We start from the raw sequence: 25,468 nt of genomic DNA on the forward strand, positions 1-25,468 counted from the left end.
CCTTCTTTTCCTTCTCTTTTTTCTCGTTTTCGTTCCTCTAGCGAGAGCTTCTGCCGAAGAGAATCCCGCGACAGCGATTCCTCAGATGGATCAAGAGATTTACGGTTTGCTGAACACATTGACTTTCTTTCAAGAGCTTGCCCTGCAAAAAGGCGACAAGAAGCTCGCGAAAAAAATCGAAAAACAATCAGCTGCCTTTTCACAGAAGAACCTCAAGCTGCATCAGACACCGATTGATTCCAACAGGCAAATCCGCCAAGAGAAAATTAACAAGTCTTTGCAAAAACAAGCAGCACACATTTACTCCCTGCAAAAACAACTGGAAGAACAAGTTGATAAATATTGGGAACAGTTGATCCCCGAACTTTCGCTGAAGCAAAAGCCGCAGGAACAGGAGCTTCAACCTCAGTTGGCAAGCAGAACCGCAACCGCTTTTGCTGCTGCTGCTCCTGTCTTGGATCCGTTTGAACCGAACGACGATGTAGACACAAGTTACCCTGTAACAAGTGGAAACTTTTACAATTCGAAGCTGTCTACAGCTAAAGATCTCGATATGTACCGTTTTGATTCAGGGGCGCAATCTGGCGAGCTTACGGTGACATTGCGCGTTCCCGAAGATAAAAACTTCGACCTGGCAGTCATGCAAGCGCCGAACAAAGTAGTGGGCATGAGTACGCGAGGAGGAGTTGGGGGAACGGAAAACGTCACTTTTCAGGTGCAACCGAATACGACCTATTATTTCTCTGTATTTAGCATGAGCCGCGATTTTAGTGAAACGACCTCCTATTTATTGTCATTCAGTAAGATTACGACTGTACTCAATCTGGCTCAACCTATTGATATCAGTCTTCCTACGGGGGAAACCCCTGGCTACCGCTTTACGGCTCCTGTAACTGGTACTTACCGTTTTTATACAAGTCCATACGGAGGATTTGGCGCCCCGTTTGATACGGTTTTGTCCGTGTTTCGTGACGAGCAGTTGCAGCAAGCCCTGAAGTTTAATGATGAGGCAGTCGATGGTTCTCTCTTTTCCGAAATTAAAGTGCCACTGGACGCAGGCGTGACCTATTTTGTTCTGGCTACTTCTTTTGATTCGACAAAAGGACTTCACGCCCGGTTGACAGCTGCTTTGGATGCCAGTGCCAGTGTCGTTTCCGCTGCGCTTCACGAGTCTTCTGCAAACGATGGGACGCTGACAGAAACGCAGACTGTCGTCTTAAAAAATGGCACCTTTACTTCCGATGCAGCCTCTTTTGTGACAGTACACAACGTCGCAACTGGTTTGCAGCCGCTTGTTACCCGTGTCAACAGCACGCAGTTAAGCATTCAATTTACGGGAAAAGCGGTTGAACACGAGCAGAAACACCGCGCAACGAATCTGTTTGTGACGATCCCGAAGGCAAAAATAGCTGGTGCAGATGCAGATGTCGTCACAGACACGTTTGCATTGGAATTTACAGACACAGACTCGTTCACAATCGCAGCACCACCCGATCTCGATCTTGCCAAAGGCTCCAAAAAAATCTACAAATTTACGGCGCCTTCCTCTGGAGATTTTGAACTCTCAACCACCTATTTTGGGGGAGTGGAAGGGAGCGGGCCAAGCAATACCAAGCTGGCAATCTATGAAGACTTCGGAGAGACCAGGCTGCTTGCCGCCAATGACGACGGGGATCACCCGCCATTTTCCAAAGCGATTGTATCCATGGAAAAAGGCCGGGATTACTATGTTGTCGTCTCTTCCGCTGACAACAATGCCGTTCACGCACGTTTGCTCGCCCGCTATACGGGGGTCGAATACGTGTATAACGCCAAAGGACAACTGACTCAAATCAGGCAAAATGGACAAGTCCTCTCCGAGTTTACGTATGACAGCAACGGAAATCTCAGCAAGAAAACGGACTATTAAGTGAAGAGGAGCATTGGCGCTATGAGAATCAGGTACGGGTGGTCAAAAATGATCACAATCTTGTTGGGGCTTTCTTTGCTGACCCCCAATCTGGCATTGGCGAAGACAGAGGCCGTTCAAGCCAATCCGGAAGCGGCACAACAAGATGAGAATCAGAAGGCGGCGACCAAAAAATGGCTTGCAGCCTATCAAAACGCAAAGCAGCAAGGCAACGCACCCAAACAGCAAAATCCGGACGAGCAACCGATTTTTACGCAAGAACAAGTGACGAGTAAAGAGTGGGACTCGATCCGCCCCGAAGATGCTTGGAAGCTCTATCAATGGAAGGATAGAAGCGTGTTGCAGCTTGCAGCCTATTTCTATCCTCAATTCGATCGCTTTTTGTCCCATCACGAGCAAGTAGAGAAATATGGATGGTCGGATGATACCGTCAATCAAAAGTTGGACAAGCTGACAAAAGCACAAATGACGAAACTATCAACACTCCTTCCAGCAATCAAGACGTATCAGGAGCGTCGCAACGAACAAGCAGCCGTTCCGCAAGCCAGAGCTTTGGCTGCACAAGCGACCACGCTTCCAGAAGACGCCATGTTCGAAACGGAAGGCTTGACCTACAAATACCAGCGCACCAATACGGACAATCCGGTGGACGAGCTGTACCGGGCGGCAAACGTGCAGGAAGTGGATGTGCAGCTGGAAGGCAAGCACGGCATGGACTTGACGGTCGAGCGCCGCTACTCGTCGCTGGATGCGATGACGGAAAGGATTTACTTTTCCACATCAGGCAAAAACAAAACAGCTCCGCTGCAAGGAAACAACGATGGTTTGCCGGAAGGGTGGAGCTTTAATTTTCCGCAGTTTCAGGAAGTGTCCAAAGAAAACGCGAAGTGCACGTTCCGGTCGGATGATTCCAAATATACATGCGGTGCGGTAAGTGAGGGAAAGCGCTACATTTTTACGTTGGAAGACGGGACGATTCTTGAGTCTTCTTCTATCAAAGGGGAATGGGTGAATACGCCGTACAAGCCAAATGCCGGCATGTTATCCTACCGCCAGCCTTCCGGGGAGTTTGGCGAGAAACATATTGTGACGCTGTCCGTAGATGGCAACACGTATGAATTTGGCGAGGATCATAAATATCGCAATGATGAGCTGTATCGGATTTTCCTGGTCAAAAAGACGAATGCCTACGGAGATACCATCCGCTACCGCATTCCTGAGGACTACCGATTGCCGATTGAAATAACAGACAGTGTCGGCCGCCTGATCGTCATGGAACGAGGCGGGGGTGTCAATCTCAAGGTTTATCAGGATGCCAGCGAGACAAAGCTGCTGAAACATCTCGAATACGACTCAGATTACGCTACCAACACAGATCGGGTTGTCGAGCATAGCGTCACGGGGGGAGAGAGCAAGGTCGTCGCCGAGTATAGCTATCTCGATCCGAAAACATACGGGAACGCCGAGTTCGATCTGCATGCCGGATATGGCTTCCCTGCGCCGAATGGCGTGATCGACTTCAACGACGGCGGCCTGGAATCTACCGCGTATACGAATCTCGACAAGGAGAGAAGAAACACCGTCGAATACAAGCTGCTCAAGCAAGTCAACTATCCGGTCGAAGGTTTGTCCATGACCTATACGTACAGCTTGTACCAGCCGGATGCTCCAGGGTTCCTCGACCGGGGCGTGACCCGGATTTATCACGACAAGGAAGCGCTGACGTACACCAGCTATTTGCCTGTCACAGCGGTCAATTTCCGTTTTGCGAAAACGCCGCATCCCGATCAGCCTGGCACAGAATGGTATTCGTATACGAAGTATTATCCGCACATTACAAAAGAAATCTGGAAGTCGCCCAAAGCGCAATCGGTTCGGTTTGCCAAGCAGTCGCTTGCCAGAGACGGGGCATTGGTCGTGTCCAGAACGTTGCAGGACGGGCTGCCAAGTGAAGATAAAAGCTACACCCCTAACCTGGATCGCAATTTCGTGCTGCAATCGGTAAAAAACTACGTGGGCAACGGAGGAGACAACGAGACGATTCCGGGAGAGCTTTCCTTCACGGAAGAGGGCAAGACCTATCGCTACAACCCGGTTAGTTACACGAGCTATTTGTACAAGGAACGGGATACAAAACCGTCTTACGTCTACAGCTTCTTAGGGCGTCCAGCCTCCATGACCGCCGATGCAGATGTGTATGCGTTTCTTTTGTCGCCCAGCCTTAATCGATTATCGAAGGTGCAAGCACGTTTGGATCGCTACGCGCAAACGATACAATACAATTACAACGCTTACGGCGATGTCACCAAAGAGATAGATCCGAAAGGCAACATCACAACGAGAGAATATGTAAATCCGCTTCTCCTTTCTGCGCTGCGTATGCCTGCCAGTATAACGAAGACGGCCGCAGACAATCCGGAGCACTACCACAAGGAAACGTATACGTATAATTCCAAAGGGCTTTTGGCAACGGAAAAAATCATCGATTCTTATCCGGATGGCGGATCAGCAAAGGTCATGCAGGTAGACAGAGCTTATACGTATAACGATAACAAACAGCTGACCTCCGCAACGGAAACGAGTACGGGACCAGACGCGAAGACAGTGACGCAAAATATTACCGGGTACGATCCGCTGGGGCTGTATCCTGTTGACATCAACCTGCGAGTCGAAGTGTCGACTGGGCAAATGCAAACTTTGCACCACGGCTTCGCCTACGATGGAATGGGCCGACTGACAAATCGTGTTTACCCGGATGATATGGCTGTCTTGTACGAATATGATTTGCTAGGCCGTCGAACGAAAGAAAGCGTAACGAGCAAGGAACAAACCAGGACAACTACCTACGCCTATGACGATACGGCGCGCAAGGTCACAATGGTACTCCCGAACGGCACCAAGCTGGTCACTCAGTTCACGCCATTCGGAGAAATCGAATATAAAGAGCAAGTTGCAGCAAACGGAACTTCGCGTCCTTTGCTGTACAATACCTACACGCTAGACGGCAACCATCTTTTGTCCAGTGCGCCATACGCCGATCAAGAACGTGCGACCACGTATGTCTACAATACAGACGGAAGTATCTGGCAGAAAAAAGACCCTGTTGGCACCACCGTATACTTGACTGCCAATTCGATCAGCGATGGTACCAGCTTCGCACCCGCACTCACCCGTATGACACTTGCGCCAAACGGGTTGCAAACAGTTCAATATCACGACCGACAAGGCCAGCTCGAAAAAGAAATTCAGCGAGCAGGAGACGGAGCCAAAAACCTGACCGCCGAGCTTGTCCGAAACTCGTTTGATCAAGTGAAGCAGAAGACAGAAAAAGACCAGTCAGGCAAGACACGCGTTTGGGAGTACCGCTACACCAATGACGGCAACCTTACCTATTTGCTGGACCCGGAACAAAACAGCTATCAGTACGAATACGATGCGCTCGGAAATTTGTTGACCGTCACTGAAAATCAGATGCAGACAACCAAAAATCATTACAATGCTCTATCCTGGAAGCTTAGCGAACAGGATGTGCCATCGGGAGCAACTGAATCTTATTCTTTTAATCAAAATGGCACGCTGAACACCTTTACCGACAAGACAGGAAATCGCCACGCTTATCGATATACGCCGTTTAACGAGCTGGCAAGCTTGATGACCCGCAATGCTTCCGGTTCCGTGACCAACTTGGAAACCAGAGACTACGTCCCGAACACGTCACTGGTCCAGAAGGAAACAAACAGCAATGGGGCGGACATCACCCCGACGGCCAACAATTATCGGGAGATCACGTACAGCTACGATGCCTTCCAGCGCTTGAAAAGCCAAACGGTATTTGGCCGCACGTATCAATTGGGATATACGGACAATGACGATGCGAAAGACTCGCTAACGTATCCAGACGGAACCGTAGTCAACTATAAATATGATCCGGCAGGGCGGTTACAGGAAGTAAACAGCCCGCTGACAGGAAAAATTCAGTACGACTACCATATGAAAGCCAGGGGGGAAAGCTATCAGCTTGCGTATCCGAATGGTTTCAAAGTAGAACGGGATTTGGACTCGTTTGGGCAAGTAGAAAAAATGACGCATCGAAAAGAAAGTCCCGTGTGGAGTGAAAACAACGAGTATTCGTTCGGCAATGTCGTTTCCAGCGAAAAAAGTGGAACGCTGTACCGATACGATTATGACAAAGTCGATCGTCTGACCAAAGAAGTTGTTCCAGGAACCACGAACCAGTATACGTATGACGGCCACGGGAATCGCTCCGCTTTTGCAGGAAAACGACCTGCCGACAAAGGTGTGACCACCTATACGTTTGACGAACGGAATCGACTGCGAAGTGCGACCAACCATACGACCGGATTGGATGCGACCTACACGTATTTCGGGAACGGACTGCGTGCCACCAAGACGGAAAATGGTGTGCAAACAAAATACGTGTACATGGACGGAAACGTCTTGGAGGAGCTGGATGCGAACGGCTATGCGATTGCCCGCAATGTTTGGGGCAATGAACTGCTGTTCCGCAAAGACTTCCTCACCGATAAAGGCGGATATTACGCGTATAACAGCCATGGGGATGTCGTCTCGATTTTGGACGAATCAGGACAAGAACAAAACAAATACGAGTACGACACGTGGGGCAATGTCATCTCCAAGACAGAGGGAATGTCCAACCCGTTTCAGTACAGCGGAGAAATCTACGACGAGAAGAGCGGCTTTTACTATTTGCGTGCCCGGTATTATGATCCGAGGGTCGGGAGGTTTATTTCGGAGGATACGTATAAGGGTGCGGTGGATAATCCGTTGTCGTTGAATCGGTATACGTATGTTCTTAACAATCCATTGATTTTTATTGATCCTACTGGACATGCTGAGATTTCTTTACGAGCAGTTTGGCTTGGAATGACCAAAGCTGGTGACGAATTACCAGGGGCTTTGAAAAAAGCAGGAGTCGAATATGTAGGAGTAGAAAATGTTAACACACTTTCAAACGGGAACTGGGATTCAGATGATGCCTTTGCAGCTGGTAGTGTTGCCATTAATATTGTTCCTGTAGGGAAGTTGCTTAAAACCACTAAAGCAGGAACTAAAACTGCAGTAAATGCATTTAAGAGTTCAAAAGGATTACCGCAAAGTATTCGCGATATGATGAAATCCCAGAAGATTGCACCTGACATTTTAGATAAGGGAGTCCATTTTAATGTAGGAAAAATCGAAATAACTGTTGTTCCTACAAATCAAGGAGGTATTGCTTTTAAACCGACTCATCCAGGGATGGCAGCAAAAAATCCTAGTCAATATAATTCTGCTCTTAAACAAGCAGAAGAAGCTATTCAACATCCAGAATTTAGAGAATGGTTATTGAAACATGCTCAAAGAGGATTGGAGTTATCTAAATCGGGAAAACCAGGGAAAGGAGCAGAGTTTAATTTCCTGATAAAAGCATTGGAGGATATGAAGTGAGGATAACAATTGACTTTATGAAATTACTAACAACAGGTAGCCTAGGAAACTTTACAGGAGGAGAAACGGAAGAAGAAATCATAAATTTGATTGGACAACCTGAAATTTATACACCCGAAAGGAAGTCATATCCCGCTTTTGTTATTTATGGGGACTTGGAATTTCGACTCCGTAAAAATAAGATAGAAACAGTAGTGATTACTCTTAATAATGGCACTATAAACATGCCTAATAGTATTGAAATCAAAAACTTCAATGGAGGAAATGAACTAACAATTGATTTCATTAAGGGACTATTAAGCGAGAATGGTGTGTCGTGGACACTAGATAGTGTATTGTCCGATCAATATCAAGCTAATTATGTATCGGACAAAGGTGTTCACTTTGCATTTGATTTAGAAGAGTCAGGAGTTTTAACTAAGATCGGTATCGAGTATAAATTGATGGCTAATTCTTAATCAAGGTATCCCAAACGAGTAATTTACGCTCGTTTGGGGTTCTTTAATTTTTCCTAAAGAAGCAAGGTGAAAATTTATAGTATTCCTGTTTCATGAAGACAGGTGTGTGAACATGTTTAAGCCCGAAACAAAAACAGCCATTCTTCAAGGATACAAAGTAAATACCCAAAAAGCTTATTCAAGAGTTTTCAACCTAACAATGAAGTTCGAAGTGGAACAAGATAAGGATTTGCTCATAAATCCCTAACGCCAAACCCTCACAGGCAGCCTCACCAGGGCTTGACCAGCAGCGGAAGGTTGCAAATTCGCCTCCAGATCGAAGCCCGGAACAGGTTCAATGCGCGAGAACGCCTTGATGAAGTGGTGAAAAGCTTTGTTTGCTTCCATTCTCGCCAAGGGGGCACCGAGACAGATATGCGGTCCATTGCTGAACGATTGATGCCGATTGTTGTTTTTCCGGTGGATGTTCAAAGCAAAAGGGTCTTCAAACACAGCCTGATCAAAATTGGCTGCGCTCATCCAGGCAATCACGACATCTCCTTTTTTCAACTCAACACCCAAGACATCGTTATCTTCCTTCACCGTGCGATCCATTTTGCTAATGTGAAAACGATAGCGCAGCATCTCCTCGACAAAAAGCGGGACGAGGTCGAGGTCGCTTCTCAGTTCAGCGTAAAGGTTCGGATTGTCGTACAGCAAGGAATAAAACGAGTTGGCCAACAGGAGGCTGGTTGTCTCGATGCCCGCCCCCAAAATAAACATCGTGATGGTAACAATATCTTCATCCGTCAACTTGTCTCCCTCGTATTCTGCCTGAATCAGATCAGAAATGATGTCGTCTGCAAGGTGCGTTCTTTTATCGACCACGAAAGGGTGCAAGTAAGCAAAAAACTCTTTTGCCGCCTGTTCCTTCTGTTGATGAACTTCCTCGTTCTTTTCCTTTTGAATCGGCATGAACAAAAGATCGACCCATTTTTTGAACAGCCATTTGTCCTGATGCGGCACGCCAAGCAGCTCGGCCATGATGATGATAGGCAGCGGAGTGGTAAAATCTTGGACGATATCCACTTCCGTTTTTGCTTCCATTTCGCGAATCAGCTCGTTCACGACTTGTTCGACACGCGGCTCCCACTCTTTTAGGCTGCGCGGCGTGAAAGCAGCCGAAAACAAGGAGCGCGCCTTGCGATGTTCGGGAGGATCACTGTCGTGGATATTGAGACGTTCTGGAAAAGAGCCTTCCTTAGTACCAGCCCCGACATTGACAAGCGTCCGTTGGCGTACGCTCGAAAACAAAGCATAGTCGGTCAGCACCCGCTTCACATCTTCATAGCGGAACACATTCCACGTATTCGTGCCCGCATGATAAAAAACGGGCTGCTCTGCAAGCATTTTCTTGTACCATGCCACCGGAAAAAAATGTTCGGATTTCGTTTGGAAATCCGTTATCTCAGACGGTGAATACGCCTGCTTTTCCATCTACATCACCTCTTGAATTTGTCCATTATAGGGTGGATAATAAAGGGAATTTTATGCGCAAAAGCTTTTCAAAAGGGAATGGAGAGGAACAAACATGACGTTAAAAATAGCTTTGGACAGCGTAGTGATTCATGAAACACCGCTGGAAGAAATCCACTTTGACACCAATACCATTGCGGTTACATTTGATGACGCAGATGAAAAAAGGTGGAAACTGACGTTTAAACCTTACCAGGCGATCCAAACGACGACAATCGATTGCTACCCGTTTTCCAATCTGGTCATCGACGAGGCGATTGACGAGAACGGATATTTCCAGCGCTATTTGCTGGAAGTGACGGATTCCCAATGGATAAAAGCGTTACAGGATGAACTGAGGTTGATCGACCCGCATGCTACTTTCCTGGAGAAAGCGCATCATTACATTTTCCCTTTTCAAGATATTGTCGTGGAAATCATAGCTTGGGGCTATCAGCTGGAGGAAGTGTACTGAGTCTTTTGCGCACGGCGGCAAAAGACAGTTTGGCAAAGTGTTGTACGAGGACTTGCGCCTGACCCCTCCACCGGGAATCAAGACAAAAACGCACTACGTCTGCGTGACACTCGAACAACTCCAGGCGATGAATCCTGACCACATTTTTTTATCGACGAACAATTCCAATCCGAGCAAAGAGCAAATCCAAACCCTCCAGCAGACCAAGGCGTGGTCTAGCTTGCGGGCGGTACAGAAAAACCAGGTGTACGAGGTGGAGAGCTGGCTGAACGGGCACGCTCCGATCAAACACAGTCTGTCCGTCGATGTCGCGATCAGCCATCTGGCCGCACGTCAGCAGCCACAATGGGAGGCCATTGTCATGTAAGCCACTTCGTTAGCAAGTGGCTTTTTTCGTGGAGAGCGGCAAGATTTTGTCCTTACAGGAACAAGATTTTGTCAATTGTCGTGTGCGAGGGGCTATCCTATAATCACTAGAGTGAAAATGATTATCAATAACAACAGGGGGTTCATCATGATATTTTTGCAAAGGGTGAAAAAAGTGCTGTCTGGAGCGATCTGCCTGTTTGCGCTGACGGCAGCAGGCTGCGGGACAAGCCCGGCTCCACAAGGAGAACAGACCGGAGCGGCACCAGCCCCTGCACCTGCACAAGAGCAGACAATCGAGCATGACTTGGGAAAAACAGTCGTAAAAGGGGAGCCGAAAAAAATCTTGTCGCTTCATCCGTGGATCAGCGACTTTTTGCTCTCGATGGATACGACGCCGTCCGCTTCGCCAAGCTCGGGGCCGAAAGCGACGGAGTTCACTTGGTACTTGCAGGACGGGTTAAAAGATTCGGTCAACCTGGGCTGGCAAATTCCCAAACCGAATCTGGAGCTAATCGTCCAGAGCAGCCCCGATTTGATCGTCGGCAATCAAAACTTCGGCGAACTGAATGAACAACTGTCCAAAATCGCCCCGACTATTTTCATCGAGCCGGTAGAGGATGAAAAGGGCGTGCGCAAAATGCGCGACACGTTCTTGCGCCTGGCGAGCATGCTGAAAAAAGAAGAACTTGCCCAGCAGAAGATCGCGGAATACAATACTGAGGCAGAAAAATACCGCACCCAAGTGAAAGCGGCGATTGGCGAGCAAACGGCCATGTTCCTGCGCGTCACGGACAAAGAGCTGCGCTACTACAGTCCGAAGCTGTTTGAAGTTTTGTACGATGATCTCGGACTGGCGAAACCGGCGAATATCCCAGATGCTTCCAAAAGCTTTCAACCGCTCTCGATCGAGAAGCTTCCAGAGGTCAACCCGGACCACATTTTCCACTTGCACGAGGGCGGCGACCGCGTGTCGTCCTTGCGGGAAACCGCGATTTGGAACGGGCTTGCCGCTGTGAAAAACAACCACGTATACGAAGTCGACTACGACTTGTGGTTCCAAGGCTTCGGCCCGATTGCCAATCGCCTGATTTTGCAAGACGCAACGGAGAAGCTGCTTGGGACAAAACCAGGCAAATAGCAAGGTTTGCGACAACGTTCCGGTAAAATGGTAAAACGGCAAAGCCGGAAATGCCAGCGAAATTTCAAAAACCTCACTCAGAAAGCATGAAACTGCCCCGAACCCCCAAACGAGCGTTCACTACTCGTTCGGGGGTTCTTTCTTTTCGTGTTCGGGAATGACGCATAGTCTAGCTACACGGAAAATGACGCGCCCAACGACGGAGCGGAGCACACTGTTTACACCACTTTCACATAAATACCCTACATAGGTAGAGTAATATGTTTTCAGGGAGAAGTCGTTCCTACTTGAAAGGAGAGGTCATCATGAAAGTTGCGATCATGCTTTTCGATGGAATCACCGCGCTGGATGCGATCGGCCCATACGACGTTTTTGCTGCTACCTTGCAGTGGGAAGTGAAGTTTGTCGCCAAGCAAAAAGGATTGGTCAAACTGGACTCGAACATGGGCTACCTGCACGCGGATTACGATTTTTCCGAAGTGACTTCCGCCGACATCCTGGTTGTGCCCGGATGCAGCCCGCCTCACTATAAAACGCCGATGAATGACGAAGAAACGTTGGCGTGGATTCGCCGCATCCACGAGACGAGCAAATGGACGACGTCGGTGTGCAACGGCTCCCTGATTTTAAGTGCCGCAGGGCTGCTGAAAGGCGTCGTTGCCACCAGCCATTGGGGGTCGTTCGATTTGCTCGCATCACTTGGCGCCATCCCGACGGAAGAGAGAGTCGTTCGCCAGGAGAAAATCGTCACAGCAGCGGGCGTTTCCTCCGGGATCGACATGGCCCTCCAATTGGTCGCATGGGAATTGGGCGAACAGATGGGACAAGCTGTACAGCTGATTTTGGAATACGATCCCAAGCCGCCGTTTGACACAGGTTCACCGCAGAAAGCGCCAGCGCAATTGGTGGAGCAAATCAGAGCAATGCTGCAAGCGTTTGCCGAAAAGGAACCAAGCATGTAAATACAAAGACCAGCAAGAAAAGAAGGAGCATTCAGCGCTCCTTCTTTTTTGATTGCTCGTTAGCTCCGTCTTTCCACATAATAAACTCTTATAGTATAAAACCCGATCGGAATGATATTATTTATCGCAGTGATAGAACAGTCGCTTCGCAGCAACCGCAACGAGGAGCTGGCAAAATGGACGATCTGTATGTTTTTGTCATTTTCCCGGGAACCAGGGCTTTCTGTTTTGCATAATACAGGCAGAAAACAAAGGAGGTGGTTCAACTGGATGAGAGTCAATTAGAAGCGTGGGTGGAGGCGTACACGGACCGGCTTGTGCGGCTTGCCTATACATATGTGCGCGATTGGGCGCTTGCCGAGGATCGGGTGCAAGATGCGTTTCTCAAAGCGTACTGCCAATACCACCAATTTCAGCCCGGAAAAGACCCGTTTCCTTGGCTGGCCCGCATTACGATCAACGAATGCAAGATGTCCTGGCGAAGAACGTGGCGCGAAGTCGTGACAGAAATTTTTCCGCCCCGCATGAGCAAAAGCGCCGAGATCATCACGATGGAAAAGCTGGATGCAGCGCTCTGCTACCAGTTTGTGCTAGACCTGGTGGAACCATTTCGCACGCCTATCATCCTCTACTATTTTGAAGATTTGTCCATTGAACAAATCAGTGACATCCTCAGCGTAAGCAAAGGCACTGTCAAATCCCGTTTGGCCCGGGGCAGAGAGAAGCTTTACCGGACCATGGTGAAGGAGGGTAGCCATGGAAAAGCAGTTGAAAAATGCGAAACATCAATATGAGTCACATTCAGTGGACATGGAAGCTTTCAAAAAGAGGTTGAACCAAAAAATACAGAAGGCCGAAAGGGAGGGACTGTCCCGTAAAGGGGATGGGTGGACGTTGAAAAAAATAGCGCTTGTGAGTGCTGCTGTTCTGGCAATCGGATTTTCGGGAAGTGTGGCCGTGTCACCGACTTTTGCCAGCTACATCTCGTCTTTGTGGACGAAGAAGATTGACCCGGGTGTCCAGGAAGCCGTGAACAAAGGGTACGCCAAGCTGGCGAAGGCGAGTGTGACAGACCAGGGCATTACAATTGAAACATCTGAAGTGATCGCCGACCCCGCCCGGCTGATCGTCGCCATTTCGATGAAAAATGCGCAGGGAGAGTTTATTTTCCCTGATCCCGATATCGCCGCGAACGAGAACAAGCTGTTTGTGACAGATGAGAACGGCAACGTGATCGCAGACGACATCCAATCGTATTATAAAGAAGGAGATATCGGGTATTTCCAGTTTGTTTTAAACGATGCTGTCTCCAAAAAGATGCAGCTGCGAATGGACGTGAAACGAATCCGTCTCAGCGGCAACCAATACAAGGAAGGCTCATGGAAGCTGACTGTGCCGATCGACATCGAGCAGAGCATGGCGGCAACCACAACTGTCTCTTTGAATCAGACATACACCACCCCGCAGGGAATCACCGTTGCGGCTAAATCTATTGTATATTCGCCAAGTGCGACAAGACTTACGTTTGAGACAAGCTGGACAAAAGCGGCGCGGGAGAGAATCGAGCGAACTGCAAAAAGCGTGGGAGCAACTGCGCAAGAGCGTGAGCTGCTGCATCATCAAAGCCTGGTTTTCCGGATTCTCGATCAAAATGGAAAAGACATGGTGAAGCTTGACGATCTGCTGGTTGTAAGCGAGGGGGATTCTCCAGCGCCGACCGTGTACGCAAGCCAGAAAATCGTAAAAGAAGGCAGCACAGAAAAAACGATCCATGAATACGTCTTTTTCTCCGGTCAGACTGAGAAACCGTTGACCTTTGTGCTGACTGGCGTGTCGACGTTTGAACCAAACGATTTCCGCCTTGCACTCGATCTGGCAACTTTGAAAACAAAGCCTGTCTCTGGCACGAAGGGAAACCATGCCGTCACCGTTACCGACTTGTCTGTGCAACAAAATCCCGCAACGGGACAAAAAGAGGTCGCTCTGCGAATGAAGGAGCAATCCACCAACTTGCGCATATGGAAGTGGTATTTGACAGACGACAAGGGCCAGGCGTATGAGCTGGTGGAAAATCGCGATGGCGAAGGGGAATGCAGCGCGAGCAAAGGGTCGGATGGCGTCTATGTAGAGCAATGCGACAATCAATACTTTGCCAAAGGAATGACCGCCTTGCCCAAAAAAGCGGCGCTGACGATCCGCTTAGAGCCGGTTCAGCACAGTGATTCCCAGTGGCGAGTCGAGCTGCCTGCTGCCACGTCTGCGAAAAAGTAATCGGCTACGCCTGGCTTGCCTTTTTTCCTTGGACGGAAGCGGAGCATTCTCTCCATTCGAAGTCCACGGCAAGAGGAAAAAGCTCTTTTTCGCAACTGTCGACCAATTCATACTTTACAAATAGTATTTATGTGTTTTAAACTGAAACTATAGAAAACCACTCCATCACATCAATCCATTCGGCCGATCAGTCCACTGAAGGCTCCCGCGTCTGTTTTGTTCAAGCGCGCGGGAGCCGTTTTGTATTCGGAAACATTTTTCGATTCGACAGGGGGGACGCACGTGGAATATTATTGTCTGACTTGCCGCCATGTCTTCGCGCCCGGACAAGAGCTGTGCGGACATCTGCAGCAGCTGTTCACATCTGTGCAAGGGGAAAAAATATGGCGGATACGCTTCTTGCATCGGTTTGCGTATGAATTTTACAGCGATGGGCAAATTCAGGAGCTGATTCGCGACCAGCCTCTGATGGTTTCCGAAGTGCTGTGCGTCGATCAGTTTGATACGAGGACACACACGGGGCTGAACGCGATTGGCCAGCGGGTGTCCATTTTCGAGTAGCTGTTTCCTGTCATTGACAAACAGGAATCACCGCTTTAGTATAGTTTTATGACTATCAAACAATCGAACGAGGATGAAAAGCGCGTCAAAATCTTCAAAGCGTTGGCGGATGTGAAGCGGATTGAGATTGTTCGATTTTTGTATCGCGCAAAAGCAATGCATACGTGCGGTCACATCGGGAATACGCACGGGTTGAACAAGTCCAACACGACGTACCATCTGAAAATTTTGCATGATGCCGAGCTGATTGACATTATCCGCGACGGGCAATTTAAATTAATTCAATTGAGGGAGGAGACATTTCAAGCGTTTTTGCCGGGTTATTTGGACACGCTGTAGTGCCGGATAACCATTTTTTTCGAGCAATAGTTAAAGAGTTTTAGAACTATCGCAAAACACGAAAATGCGTGCGCATTGTCTGTTCGTCGGCTATTTAGTTCGAAAGTTTTAATACTATAAAATCTTTGGGGTGTCCATGATGCTTGAACAAAAGAAAAGCTTGTATTCGACTTGGCTCGTTTTGACCTTATGCTTTGTGATCATGCTGGCCGTGATCAATACCGTCCTGTTTAATGTCGCACTCGCGGATATTTCCGGAGAATTGTCAATCGGTCCGTCGCAGGTCAGCTGGATTGTGGTCGGATACTCGATGATGGTCGCGATCGGTTCGATTACGTATGGCAAACTGGCGGATCGCTTTCGCGTCAAAAGCCTGCTGATCTTCGCTCTCGTCTTGTTTCTTGCCGGCTCGCTGATCGGTTTTGGTTTTTCTTCCTTTGCAGCGGTCATCATCGGGCGGATCATTCAGGCAAGCGGCGGCTCCGCGTTTATTTCCTTGTCGATGATCTCGGTAGCGAGATTTTTGCAGCCGGAGAAGCGGCCTGGCGCTTTGGCGATGTTCAGTGCGACGATTGCGCTGGCGGCGGGGATCGGCCCACTGGTTGGGGGAGCCGTTACGCACACGCTGGGATGGCGGTACTTGTTTTTGCTCATGGTCATCGCTATCGTTGCCATCGCTCTTTTGTTCAAGTTCATGCCAAAAGAGGAGCAGCAGTCGTCAACGTCGCTTCCGTTTGATTTTGCCGGAGCAGGGCTGTTGTTTGGCGTCATCGTTTCCGTTTTGTTTGCGGTCAATCTGAACGGACTGTTCTTTCTTTTGGCGCTCGCGTTCGCTTTTGGCTTCAAATGGTGGCTGCCCAGGACTTCTGCGCCATTCGTGGAACGCGACTTGTTTGCCAACCAGGCTTACTTGCGATTGATCGGAATCGGCTTTTTGATGAATGTCGGCGCGATGGCCAACATGTTCCTTGCGCCGCTCTATTTGATCCATGTGCACAAGCTTTCGCCGTTTGTTGTCGGTTTGCTGTTGTTCCTCGGGGGCATTTCGGGCGTTTTGTCCAGCTTTGCCAGCGGAAAGCTGCTGCCGCGAGTCGGAGGGGGAAAAATCATTTTCGCGGCGACCGTGATGATGATGACAGGCTTCCTCGCGATGGGAGTGATTCCGCGGCCAGATATCATCGTCGTCACGATCTTGTTACTGCTGACCATGATGAGCTACTCCGCGATTCAAGTTTCGCTGAACAATCTCGTTCCGCGAACATTGCTGCCAAGCAAAATCGGCGTAGGGCTAGGCTTTTACAACTTGCTGAACTTCGTCGGGATGGCCTTTGGTCCGGCGGCAGCGAGCAGACTTTTTGAGAAAACGGGCAACTACAGCCTGATTTTTCTCGGCATGGCCGTCGTGATTTGCTTGCATTTCCTGTTAGTGGCGAAACCTACGGCAGTACAACAGCAGTCTCATTGACAGGCTTACTGGCGCGATAGCGATTGCAGACGCAGATGCTTCACAACCGCAACAAAAAAGCCGCTCTTTTCCTGCGAAGGAGCGGCTTTTGCTTGGCTTATTTGGCTGGCGTGCTTTCGGCAGGCCCTGGATGTGCTTTGACGTACTCCAGCGCATTGTAGATGATTTCCGCTGCTTCTTGGCGCGTAATCGCATCGCGCGGGTGCATTTTTTGCCCGTCATCCAGCTTGGCGATTCCGAGAACGAGCGCCCGCTGAATCGTGCCCTGGTAGCTTGGGTTCAGTTGCTCCAGATCGGCGAAGTCGCGGGGAGCGATTTTGATCATCGGCAAATCGTAGTGTGTTTCCATCGCCAGCATGAGCTGATGAATAAACTGTTCTTTCGTCCAAATCTGCTCCGGTTCAAGGTCGGCTGGCAGATCGAGTCCGTTGTTTGCGGCGATGATCAACACGTTGGAGTACCAGGCATCGTTATCGGCCTTGGCAAAATAGTCGGTTGCTTTCGGCTCTTTGATAAAGCGAATGTTGTCGATGTTGAGACGGAACGCACTGACGATCAACTGGATGCCTTGGGCAGCCGTAATCGTCGCATCCGGCATAAAGCGATGATCGTCCACGCCCCGTAAAATTCCTTGTTGTTGCAACGCCATGATTTTATCTTTAGCCGCTACATTTTGCAAATCGGTAAACGGAGCGGAGGCGGCAAAGCCTTGTTGGGCCATAGACAGTGTCAGTAAGGCAAAAGTAGAAAAGGCGAGCAGTTTGCGAGTGGCTTTCATGATTATCACCTCGGCTGTTTTTGAAAAGCTTCACCTGTAGGACGACGGTTTTTCGCGAATGTTTCACGGAGTCATTTTGCAGAATAAATAGACTGCCTTTTCTGTTTATTATATAATGTTATAAGACGTACTAATTAACTCACAGGGGGAAACGTGATGAAACTGATTGCGATTGGCGATAATGTGGTGGATTACTACAAAGACCGCGGCGAAATTTTTCCCGGGGGCAATGCGCTGAACGTAGCGGTGCTGGGCAAACGGTATCAGGCAGATGTGTCCTCGTACATTGGCATCATCGGCAACGACCAGGCGGCTGATCATGTCAGACAGACTCTGCTTTTGGAAAAGATCGATATTTCCCGCTTGCGTCAAGCGATCGGCCCGAATGGAGAAGCGATCGTTTCCCTCAACGCCGACGGTGATCGCGTGTTCGTCGGTTCCAACAAAGGCGGTGTGCAAGCGTACATGGGGCTAAGGCTGACCGATGACGACAAGGCGTACATAGCCAGGCATGAGCTGCTGCACACGAGCATTTACAGCAATCTGGAGCACGAGTTGCCCGAATTGCACAAAGCGATCCGCATTTCCTTCGACTTTTCGACGCGCTGGACGCCTGCCTATTTGGAGCGAGTATGCCCTTATGTCGACTACGGCTTTTTCTCGGGGAGCGACCTGACAGAAGACGAGTGCCACCAGCTCGTCCAGCAAGTGCATCATCTGGGAACAAAAGTCGTCGGGGTGACGCGCGGCGCGCAAGGAGCGATTTTTTCCGAAGCAGGCAAGCTGTACCGCCAAGAAATTGTTCCGACCGAGGTCGTAGACACGTTGGGTGCGGGAGACTCGTTTATCGCCATGTTTTTAATGAAGTACCATCCAGACGGCGACATGCAAGCGGCGCTGAGGCAGGCGTCAGTAGCGGCGGCCCAGACGTGCGGACATTACGGCGCTTTCGGATACGGCGTTCCCAAAGTTGGTTGATCGGTCAAAAAAAAAGAAGCTAGAGACATCTTCTAGCTTCTTTTATCCTTTTATGCCCCCGCTCGTCAGGCCCCTGACGAAGTATTTTTGCATGAACAAAAAGAGCAGGATGATCGGCAGCGCAGAGATGGTCAAGCCAGCGAGCAGCACGCCCCAATCGGTTTGCAGCATGTCCCGGAACGCCATCAAGCCGGAAGGGATCGTCTTCAGCTTGTTATCGTCAATGAAGATGATGGAAAACAAAAACTCGTTCCAGGAAAAGTAAGCCGTCAACAGCGCAGACGTCAGCAGGATCGGGGTGCTGAGCGGCAAGAAAATGCGGGTGAACACGCTGAAGCCGCTACAGCCATCCATGTAAGCCGCTTCCTCGATTTCTTTCGGGATCGTCAGGAAGTGCGCGCGGATCAACAGCACGGTAAAAGGAAGCCGGTAGGCGACGTACGGGATGATCAACGCCCAGTACGTGTTGAACAGCCCGAGACTCTGGATCAGTTTGTAAAGGGGAATCAGGCTGACTTGCGGAGAGAGCATCAATCCGCCGAGAATCAAAATCAGCACGAGCCGCTTGCCGCGAAACGAAAAGCGGGTTAGGCCATACGCCCCGAGAGCGCTTAACAGCACGGTCAAAAAGCAAGTCAGGCTGGTGACGATGACGCTGTTTAAAAAGTAGGCGGAAATCCCTTGCTCCCAGGCTGTCACGTAATTTTCGAACAGCCATTGTGTCGGAAGCGCCCAGCTGTCGCTGAAAATCTCGGAAGATTCCTTGAGCGAGTTCATCACCATCCAGAACAACGGGTAGGCGATGGCGACAAAGTACAGCAGCAAAATGACCAAAAGGCTGGAACTGCCCCATGTCAAGCCTCGTCTGCTGCGCTGTTTCTTCGCTGTCGGCCGGAGGGGAGCTGCGTTTTGCTGTGAAACCGTTTCCATATTTTGCTGCATGTCGATTACTCCTCTCCAGTCTTGGATAGCTTCATTTGCACGAGTGAAATCAACAGCGTGATAGCCAAAATGACGTTGGCGATCGTCGACGCGTAGCCCATCTGGTCGTGAACGAAGGCGGACTGGTACAAGTAGGTGCCGAGCACCTCGGAAGCGTGACCGGGACCACCGCCCGTGAGTATGTAGACTTCATTGAAAACGGTAAAGGCGCCAGCCAGCGTAATCGTGGAGGTAACAAACGTCATCTCCCGCACTTGCGGAACCGTGACGTGAAAAAACATCCGGATTTTGCTTGCGCCGTCGATTTCGGCGGCTTCGTACAGCTCTTGCGGGATTTTCTGGATCGCGACGATGAACAGCATCATGATGTAGCCGATGCTTTGCCACTGGGAGACGGCAATCGCCGCAAAGATGGCTGTCGCAGAATCTCCAACCCACGCCCGTGTCCAGCTCTCCAGTCCGATGGCGGACAAAAAGCCGTTCAGCAAGCCGACTTGCGGATGGTAGATGAAGTCAAACAGCAGAGCGATGACGGTGATCGAGATGATGACAGGCGTGAAGTAAATCGTGCGAAAGAGCGGGGAGATTTTGCGAAACACTTTGTCTTCCAGAACAGCCGCCAGGACAAGCCCGCCAAAAACTTGAAAGATGAGAGAAATGACGGCGTAGTAGATGTTGTTCACAAGCGCCTGGTAAAAGATCGGGTCGTGAAACAGCTTCGCGTATTGGGCCAGTCCGACGAACGTTTTGTCTGCGGAGAAAGCGCTCCATTCAAACAAGCTGAACTGGATGTTTTGCACAATCGGGAAGTAAATAAAGAGGAGGATCAACAAAAAGCCTGGAAGGACATACAAGTAACCCGCATATTTTCGCTGGAGCATATCGTTCCCCCCTAAGTGTATGAAGAGACAGTGGAGCCGCTCGGGACTCCACTGCCGTGCTTTTTGGGCGCTTACCTTGTTACTTGGACTGTTCCCGCACCTGCTGCGCTGCCTTGCGAACATCTTGCATGATTTCCTCCGGCGATTTTTCCCCGTTGAGCATTTGCTGCGTGCCTGCGAGATAGGCGTCGACAATTTTGATATCGAGATCGGTATCGAGCCACAAAGCCAAGCCTTCTGCTGCGTTCACGCGCTCTACAGCCTCGATGCCGAGCGGAGTGGCGGTATTTGCGTTGACAGCCCCTTTGACGGCGCTATACTTGCCGACATCCTTGACGAATTTTTCGGCTTGCGCTTTCGAGGTCAAAAATTGCAGGAACTTCACGGCTTCTTTTGGATGCTTCGTGGTGGCCGAAATCATGAAGCCCTCGGGAGCGCCTGTCAAAAATTTCGGATTGCCTTTGCCGCCTTCGATCGCCGGGAAGTCGAGGAATCCCCATGGAAACTTCGTCTTCGGTTCTACCAGCCGCACTTCTGCGGTCTCGGCGTAAAAAATCGCCGCTTTCTGGTCGATGAACAGTTGTCTGGCAAACTCATGATCCAGGCCATTGACATCTTTGTTGAAATAGGGGATTAGCTCCTGCATTTTTTTCAGCGCTTCTACATAGCCTGGGTCTTCAAACGTTCCGGTGGCGCGGTTGTAGTCTTTTTCCCGCGTGCTTTCATCGACCATGCGCTGGTTCAGCGTGCCGATGTAGTGGGAAGATGCCCATGGCGCCTTGTTGCCGAAGGTGATCGGAGTATAGCCGTTGTCCTTTAGCGTTTGCAGGGTGGAGAGGAACTCTGACCAGGTGGTTGGGACGGCGAGATTCAGCTTGGCGAAAATGTCTTTGTTGTAGAAAAACGTTTTGCCGTCGATCGTGAGTGGCACGCCGTACAGCTTGTTGTCCAGCGTAAACGGCACGAGCTGGGATTCCATCAGCTGATCATGCCAGGCTTTGTCTTCCTGGGCGTAGCTGGTCAAATCGAGCGCTTTGCCGCCTCGCACAAACTTGTAGGCGTATTCGCCGCTCCACGAAAAGTAAATGTCAGGGGGATTGTCCGTGCCGAGCAGGACGCTGATTTTTTCCTTGTAGGCGTCGTTTAGCACCGCCTCTGTTTCAATCTTGATGTTCGGATTTTCCTGTTCAAACGCTTTGACGACTTGTTCGAAGTAGGTTTTGTCAGGGTCTCTGGGCCAGCGGTGGAAAAAACGCAAGGTGACCTGCTGATCCGCAGCGGGGGAGACTTGATTTCCGCCAGGGTCTGCAGAAGCTTGCTTGGGCGTATCAGCAGTCGAGCAGCCAGTTGCGAGCGAGAAAATGAGCAAAAGACCAGTGGCGAACCGAAGTATCCTTTTCAAGACATTGCCCCCTTTTATCTTGTAGGAATCGTGCAGGAAAATTTTATATCATATTATGACATTATATTATGATATAAAATTAAGAATTGTCAAACAACAAATGTTCTCCGCGTCTTAGTAAGCGACTTTCCACATGTAACGTCTGGTCGAAAGCGGGTGGTTGCGGGCATCTGCGAGTTCATTGGCAAACTGGCGCAAAACGTAATTCAATACGAGCGGAGCGATATAGCCGCGCAGATCGTCGGCGATTTCGGACAGGTCGAACTCTTTGGCATCCAATGTGATCAGCTTTTCGCCGTACTGCTGATTGAACGTCTGCACGCGCTCTTCCAGCGGGCGAGTCTCGTCCAGCCCAAGCAGTTGAATGACGGGCACGTTTTTGTCGAGAATTTCGAACGGACCATGGAAATATTCTCCGGCGTGGATCGCATGCGAGTGAATCCACTGCATTTCCATCAGGATGCAGATCGCGAAGGAGTAGGCTACGCCGAAATTGGCTCCGCTGGCGATGGTGTAGATGATGTTTTCGTCCTTGTTGGCTTCCCCGAACGCTTTTGCCCGGTCCATAAACTGACTTTTCGCCCGATCATACACGGTTTGCAAGCTTTGCAGGGACTGGATGAAGCGGTGGAATTTGGCGTTTTCTTCTTTGACGTAGAGCAGTCCTGTCACGAGTTGATACATGATCGAGTAGTTGGTTTCAAAAGCGGGCGCGTCCGGGCCATAGCTGTACGTGATGACGTGCTCCGATGCTTCGGCCAATGGGGAGGACGGTTCGTGGGTCAAGGAAACGGTGAGGGCGCCTTTGCTGCGGGCAAATTTGGCTGCTTCGGCCGTCTCAGGCGTATTGCCGGAGTGGGAGCACAAGATGACGAGCGACTTCGCGCCGAGCGTGGCGGGGTTGCGGTGAATAAATTCATTGGAGCTGTACAAGTCCGAGTAGATCGTTTTTGCTTCGCGGTCGAGCCAGTATTTGCTTGGATACATCAAGGCAGATGATCCGCCGCAAGCGACGAGAAAGACGTTTTCGATCGGGCGGGAGCTGATTGCATCCAAAGCTTGCTGAACGTGAGGATGTAACATGAGAAGACCTCCTTGAAATGAATGGATTGGTTATATAACAATATATAACATCTTATAAACAGACAATCAACTGATTTTTCGAAAAATTTACTAAGAAGCCGTCCACAACAAAAACACTGGATGCTTCGTCCAGTGTCATTGGCTGCGGTTTTGCCCGGTATTGATGGTAAACGTGACGCGATCGGTCGGGATCAGCGAGCTGGAAGAGTGGAAGGGACTGCCTGTGTTATCGTAAGCTACCTTGTCGATCTGGTAGAGCGGCGTGCCGATGGAACAGCGCAGCAGTTCGGCTTCTTCCTGGGTCGCCATGATCACATTCAGCGTTTTCAGGTTGGAGGCAGGCTCGACCTGGTAGTATTTTTTCAGCACCTGATAGGTCGAAATCGACTCGGCAATATACTTTTCCAGTTGGGGGAAGCGCGTCAGCGGATAGTAGACGGTTTCCCAAACAAGCGGGGCGTCGTTGACGTAGTGCAGCCGCTTCAATTGCAGGATCGGCGTCCCAACGGCTATTTGCAAAGGGGACGCGATCGCTTCGTCCGCCTCGATCAGCGCGGTTGAAATAATTTGCGGCTGCGGCAACTGCCCGGTCTGGGTGAGAAACTCGGAAAAGCCGTTGACTGCGATAAGCTCACGCTTCAATTTGGTAGCCGTGACGAACGTGCCTTTTCCTTGCTGGCGCTGCAAAATGCCAGCCTCGACCAGCTCCGTGATGGCTCGGCGGGTCGTAATCCGGCTCACCCCGTACATTTCGCACAGTTCTCCTTCCGGCGGGAGCTGCTGACCTGACTTGTATACACCACGATTGATATCTTCTTTGATGACTTCCTTGAGTTGGAGGTAGAGCGGCTTGTGACTCGCGTTATTTAATTTCATCGCTTTTGTCTCCGATCAAAAAATTTTAAATCGTCTTATAATAATATATCATATTTCGGTCATGCAAGCATTTTCGCAAAAAGGCGCTTCACTGGCATTACGCTTGACGGGACGCTATGATAAACATAATTGTTGGTGGAGAGGACTGGTACATATGGCTCGTGTCTTATTCGTTAACGGCGGCTCGGAAGGACATGTCAACCCGACAGTCGGCGTGGTCCAAGAGCTTGTTTCGCGCGGGGAAGAGGTCGCGTACGTTGCGATTGAAGCTTATCGGGAGCGCTTGGAGCAGGCGGGCGCTACGGTACGAACTTTTGACGGACAAAAATTCATCCAGGCGTTCATCTCAGGGGGCAGAAATTACTTGCTGCAGAGAGTCAACGGACTTTTGCTTACAGCGGATATCGTCATCCCGAGCGTTTTGGAGCAGATAAAAGGCGAGCAGTTTGATTATATCATTCACGACTCCATGTTTGGCTGCGGCCGATTGCTTGCCGAGATGCTCCAGCTTCCGGCGATTAGCTCTTGTACTTCTTTTGCCCAGACGAAAGCTTCTTTCGAGGAGACGCTGGAGCAGCTTTCGCGCGAAATGCCTCTAGAGTTGAGGGAAGCGAGCGAAGCTGAATTTCAACGCCTGACAGCCAGCGTGCAGGAAAAGTACGGGGTACAGATTCATTCGCCTTACGAAGTGTTTTGCAATCCGGCACCATTGAGCATTGTTTACACATCAAGGGAGTTTCAACCTTTTGCAGAAGCGTTCGACCATACATACAAATTTGTCGGCCCATCGATCGCTCCGCGCTACTCGCAAGATCGCTTCGATCTAGCGCAAATCAAAGAGAAGCGTCCGATTTACATCTCATTGGGCACCATCGTGAATCATTCGATTGACTTTTATCAGCTTTGCTTTCAGGCATTCGGCAATACAGAGCATGCTGTTGTCATGTCGATCGGGAACAGAGTGCAGCTTGCTGATCTGGGAGACATCCCTGAAAACTTTCTGGTGAAAAGCTATGTTCCCCAGCTCGATGTGCTCCAGCATGCCAAACTGTTTATTACGCATGGCGGGATGAACAGTGCGAGCGAGGGGCTTTACTACGGGGTGCCGCTCGTTGTTCTCCCGCAAGGCGCGGATCAGCCCGTCATTGCCGGACAAGTTGCCAAGCTGGGGGCAGGGCTTGCTTTGGACATGCAAAACTTGACCGCAAGCGAACTGCGCGAAGCCGCCGAGCAGGTGCTTCAGCAGCCGTCCTTCCGCAAAGCTGCTGCAACGGTCAGCGAATCGTTTCAACGAGCAGGCGGTTATCGGCAAGCGGTGGATGAGATTTTGCAGTGGAGAGGTCGGTAGCGGTTGGAAGGAACTCACAGACGACCAGAGCTTGTATCGCAATGGACGCCTGAGAGATTGCCACGACATTTTCTCGTCACAAGTTTGTCATTTCTATAAAAAAGTGGAAAAAGATTGAAATTGACTGGCGGATGGATTAAAATTTTTCTAAAGGAATTACGGACGTTAGCAAACATGCGATCATGAGAAGTCAGGGAAGTATTCGTTCGAAAAAGCCCCGTTTGAATCTAATAGCACAGCAACCTGAGTGAATCTATTGAAGCTTAGGCACTT

The 25,468-nt window shown here is 49.8% G+C and carries 22 protein-coding genes; 15 read left to right on the forward strand and 7 right to left on the reverse strand.

The annotated features are described in order from the left end of the window. The first annotated feature begins 85 nt into the window (after positions 1-85). From M2298_RS25985 to M2298_RS28325, 4 genes are all read left to right on the forward strand, one after another. Entirely contained in the window at positions 86-1,909 is a 1,824-nt protein-coding gene (locus tag M2298_RS25985; RefSeq protein WP_280649261.1) for an RHS repeat domain-containing protein, read from the forward strand. A 48-nt stretch (positions 1,910-1,957) separates the two neighbouring features. Further along, positions 1,958-7,375: an RHS repeat-associated core domain-containing protein gene (locus M2298_RS25990; RefSeq protein ID WP_280649262.1), complete on the forward strand. Its 5,418-nt coding sequence runs from the start codon at positions 1,958-1,960 to the stop codon at positions 7,373-7,375. Continuing rightward, complete coding sequence (locus tag M2298_RS25995; RefSeq protein ID WP_280649263.1) at positions 7,372-7,833, forward strand: hypothetical protein; 462 nt, start codon at positions 7,372-7,374, stop codon at positions 7,831-7,833. Before M2298_RS25990 ends, M2298_RS25995 begins: the two co-directional genes overlap by 4 nt. A 112-nt stretch (positions 7,834-7,945) precedes the next feature. Then, complete coding sequence (locus M2298_RS28325; RefSeq protein WP_373926309.1) at positions 7,946-8,080, forward strand: phage lytic cycle repressor MrpR family protein; 135 nt, start codon at positions 7,946-7,948, stop codon at positions 8,078-8,080. On the opposite strand, the gene M2298_RS26000 is transcribed toward M2298_RS28325, so the two are convergent. Then, positions 8,077-9,309 (reverse strand): cytochrome P450, encoded by a 1,233-nt coding sequence (locus M2298_RS26000; protein WP_122966439.1) that lies wholly within the window; start codon positions 9,307-9,309, stop codon positions 8,077-8,079. The two genes, M2298_RS28325 and M2298_RS26000, sit on opposite strands and share 4 nt — an antisense overlap. A gap of 94 nt (positions 9,310-9,403) precedes the next feature. On the opposite strand from M2298_RS26000, the gene M2298_RS26005 reads away from it, so the two are divergent. From M2298_RS26005 to M2298_RS26045, 9 genes are all read left to right on the forward strand, one after another. Continuing rightward, on the forward strand, positions 9,404-9,802 hold the full coding sequence (locus tag M2298_RS26005) for a hypothetical protein (RefSeq protein WP_122966440.1): 399 nt from the start codon (positions 9,404-9,406) through the stop codon (positions 9,800-9,802). Between the two features lie 37 nt (positions 9,803-9,839). After that, entirely contained in the window at positions 9,840-10,169 is a 330-nt protein-coding gene (locus tag M2298_RS26010; RefSeq protein WP_280649264.1) for an ABC transporter substrate-binding protein, read from the forward strand. Between the two features lie 147 nt (positions 10,170-10,316). Further along, positions 10,317-11,309, forward strand: a complete 993-nt coding sequence (locus tag M2298_RS26015; protein WP_280649265.1) for an ABC transporter substrate-binding protein — start codon at positions 10,317-10,319, stop codon at positions 11,307-11,309. 305 nt (positions 11,310-11,614) lie between these two features. Then, entirely contained in the window at positions 11,615-12,271 is a 657-nt protein-coding gene (locus M2298_RS26020) for a DJ-1/PfpI family protein (protein WP_173598177.1), read from the forward strand. Positions 12,272-12,528: 257 nt separating this feature from the next. After that, positions 12,529-13,065: an RNA polymerase sigma factor gene (locus M2298_RS26025; protein ID WP_122966442.1), complete on the forward strand. Its 537-nt coding sequence runs from the start codon at positions 12,529-12,531 to the stop codon at positions 13,063-13,065. A 100-nt stretch (positions 13,066-13,165) separates the two neighbouring features. Beyond that, entirely contained in the window at positions 13,166-14,542 is a 1,377-nt protein-coding gene (locus M2298_RS26030) for a DUF4179 domain-containing protein (RefSeq protein ID WP_280649266.1), read from the forward strand. Positions 14,543-14,824: 282 nt separating this feature from the next. Further along, positions 14,825-15,103: a hypothetical protein gene (locus tag M2298_RS26035; protein WP_229049688.1), complete on the forward strand. Its 279-nt coding sequence runs from the start codon at positions 14,825-14,827 to the stop codon at positions 15,101-15,103. Positions 15,104-15,151: 48 nt separating this feature from the next. Continuing rightward, the gene (locus tag M2298_RS26040) at positions 15,152-15,442 is read left to right on the forward strand and encodes an ArsR/SmtB family transcription factor (RefSeq protein WP_063228204.1); all 291 of its coding nucleotides are present in this window, start codon (positions 15,152-15,154) and stop codon (positions 15,440-15,442) included. A gap of 139 nt (positions 15,443-15,581) precedes the next feature. Further along, entirely contained in the window at positions 15,582-16,907 is a 1,326-nt protein-coding gene (locus M2298_RS26045; RefSeq protein ID WP_280649267.1) for an MFS transporter, read from the forward strand. Between the two features lie 97 nt (positions 16,908-17,004). Here M2298_RS26045 and M2298_RS26050 read toward each other — a convergent pair whose 3' ends face one another. Next, entirely contained in the window at positions 17,005-17,685 is a 681-nt protein-coding gene (locus tag M2298_RS26050; protein ID WP_122966446.1) for an S-layer homology domain-containing protein, read from the reverse strand. A gap of 156 nt (positions 17,686-17,841) precedes the next feature. On the opposite strand from M2298_RS26050, the gene M2298_RS26055 reads away from it, so the two are divergent. Then, positions 17,842-18,663 (forward strand): PfkB family carbohydrate kinase, encoded by an 822-nt coding sequence (locus M2298_RS26055; protein WP_280649268.1) that lies wholly within the window; start codon positions 17,842-17,844, stop codon positions 18,661-18,663. A 42-nt stretch (positions 18,664-18,705) separates the two neighbouring features. Here M2298_RS26055 and M2298_RS26060 read toward each other — a convergent pair whose 3' ends face one another. The 5 genes from M2298_RS26060 to M2298_RS26080 all read right to left on the reverse strand — a co-directional run bounded on the left by M2298_RS26060 (position 18,706) and on the right by M2298_RS26080 (position 23,847). Continuing rightward, positions 18,706-19,605: a carbohydrate ABC transporter permease gene (locus tag M2298_RS26060; RefSeq protein ID WP_481752864.1), complete on the reverse strand. Its 900-nt coding sequence runs from the start codon at positions 19,603-19,605 to the stop codon at positions 18,706-18,708. A gap of 5 nt (positions 19,606-19,610) precedes the next feature. After that, positions 19,611-20,486: a carbohydrate ABC transporter permease gene (locus M2298_RS26065; protein WP_122966448.1), complete on the reverse strand. Its 876-nt coding sequence runs from the start codon at positions 20,484-20,486 to the stop codon at positions 19,611-19,613. A gap of 79 nt (positions 20,487-20,565) precedes the next feature. Then, positions 20,566-21,888 (reverse strand): ABC transporter substrate-binding protein, encoded by a 1,323-nt coding sequence (locus M2298_RS26070; RefSeq protein WP_280649269.1) that lies wholly within the window; start codon positions 21,886-21,888, stop codon positions 20,566-20,568. Positions 21,889-22,002: 114 nt separating this feature from the next. Next, positions 22,003-22,971: an SIS domain-containing protein gene (locus M2298_RS26075; protein WP_173598181.1), complete on the reverse strand. Its 969-nt coding sequence runs from the start codon at positions 22,969-22,971 to the stop codon at positions 22,003-22,005. 135 nt (positions 22,972-23,106) lie between these two features. Then, positions 23,107-23,847 (reverse strand): GntR family transcriptional regulator, encoded by a 741-nt coding sequence (locus tag M2298_RS26080; protein ID WP_122966451.1) that lies wholly within the window; start codon positions 23,845-23,847, stop codon positions 23,107-23,109. Between the two features lie 154 nt (positions 23,848-24,001). Here M2298_RS26080 and M2298_RS26085 point away from each other — a divergent pair, with 154 nt between their 5' ends. Further along, a complete protein-coding gene (locus M2298_RS26085) occupies positions 24,002-25,195 on the forward strand; it encodes a macrolide family glycosyltransferase (RefSeq protein WP_280649270.1) in 1,194 nt (397 codons plus the stop codon). The last annotated feature ends 273 nt before the right edge of the window (positions 25,196-25,468 follow it).

Origin of the sequence: Brevibacillus sp. 1238 (assembly GCF_029892995.1) — a bacterium.
In the GTDB taxonomy this organism is placed as follows: Bacteria; Bacillota; Bacilli; order Brevibacillales; family Brevibacillaceae; genus Brevibacillus; species Brevibacillus parabrevis.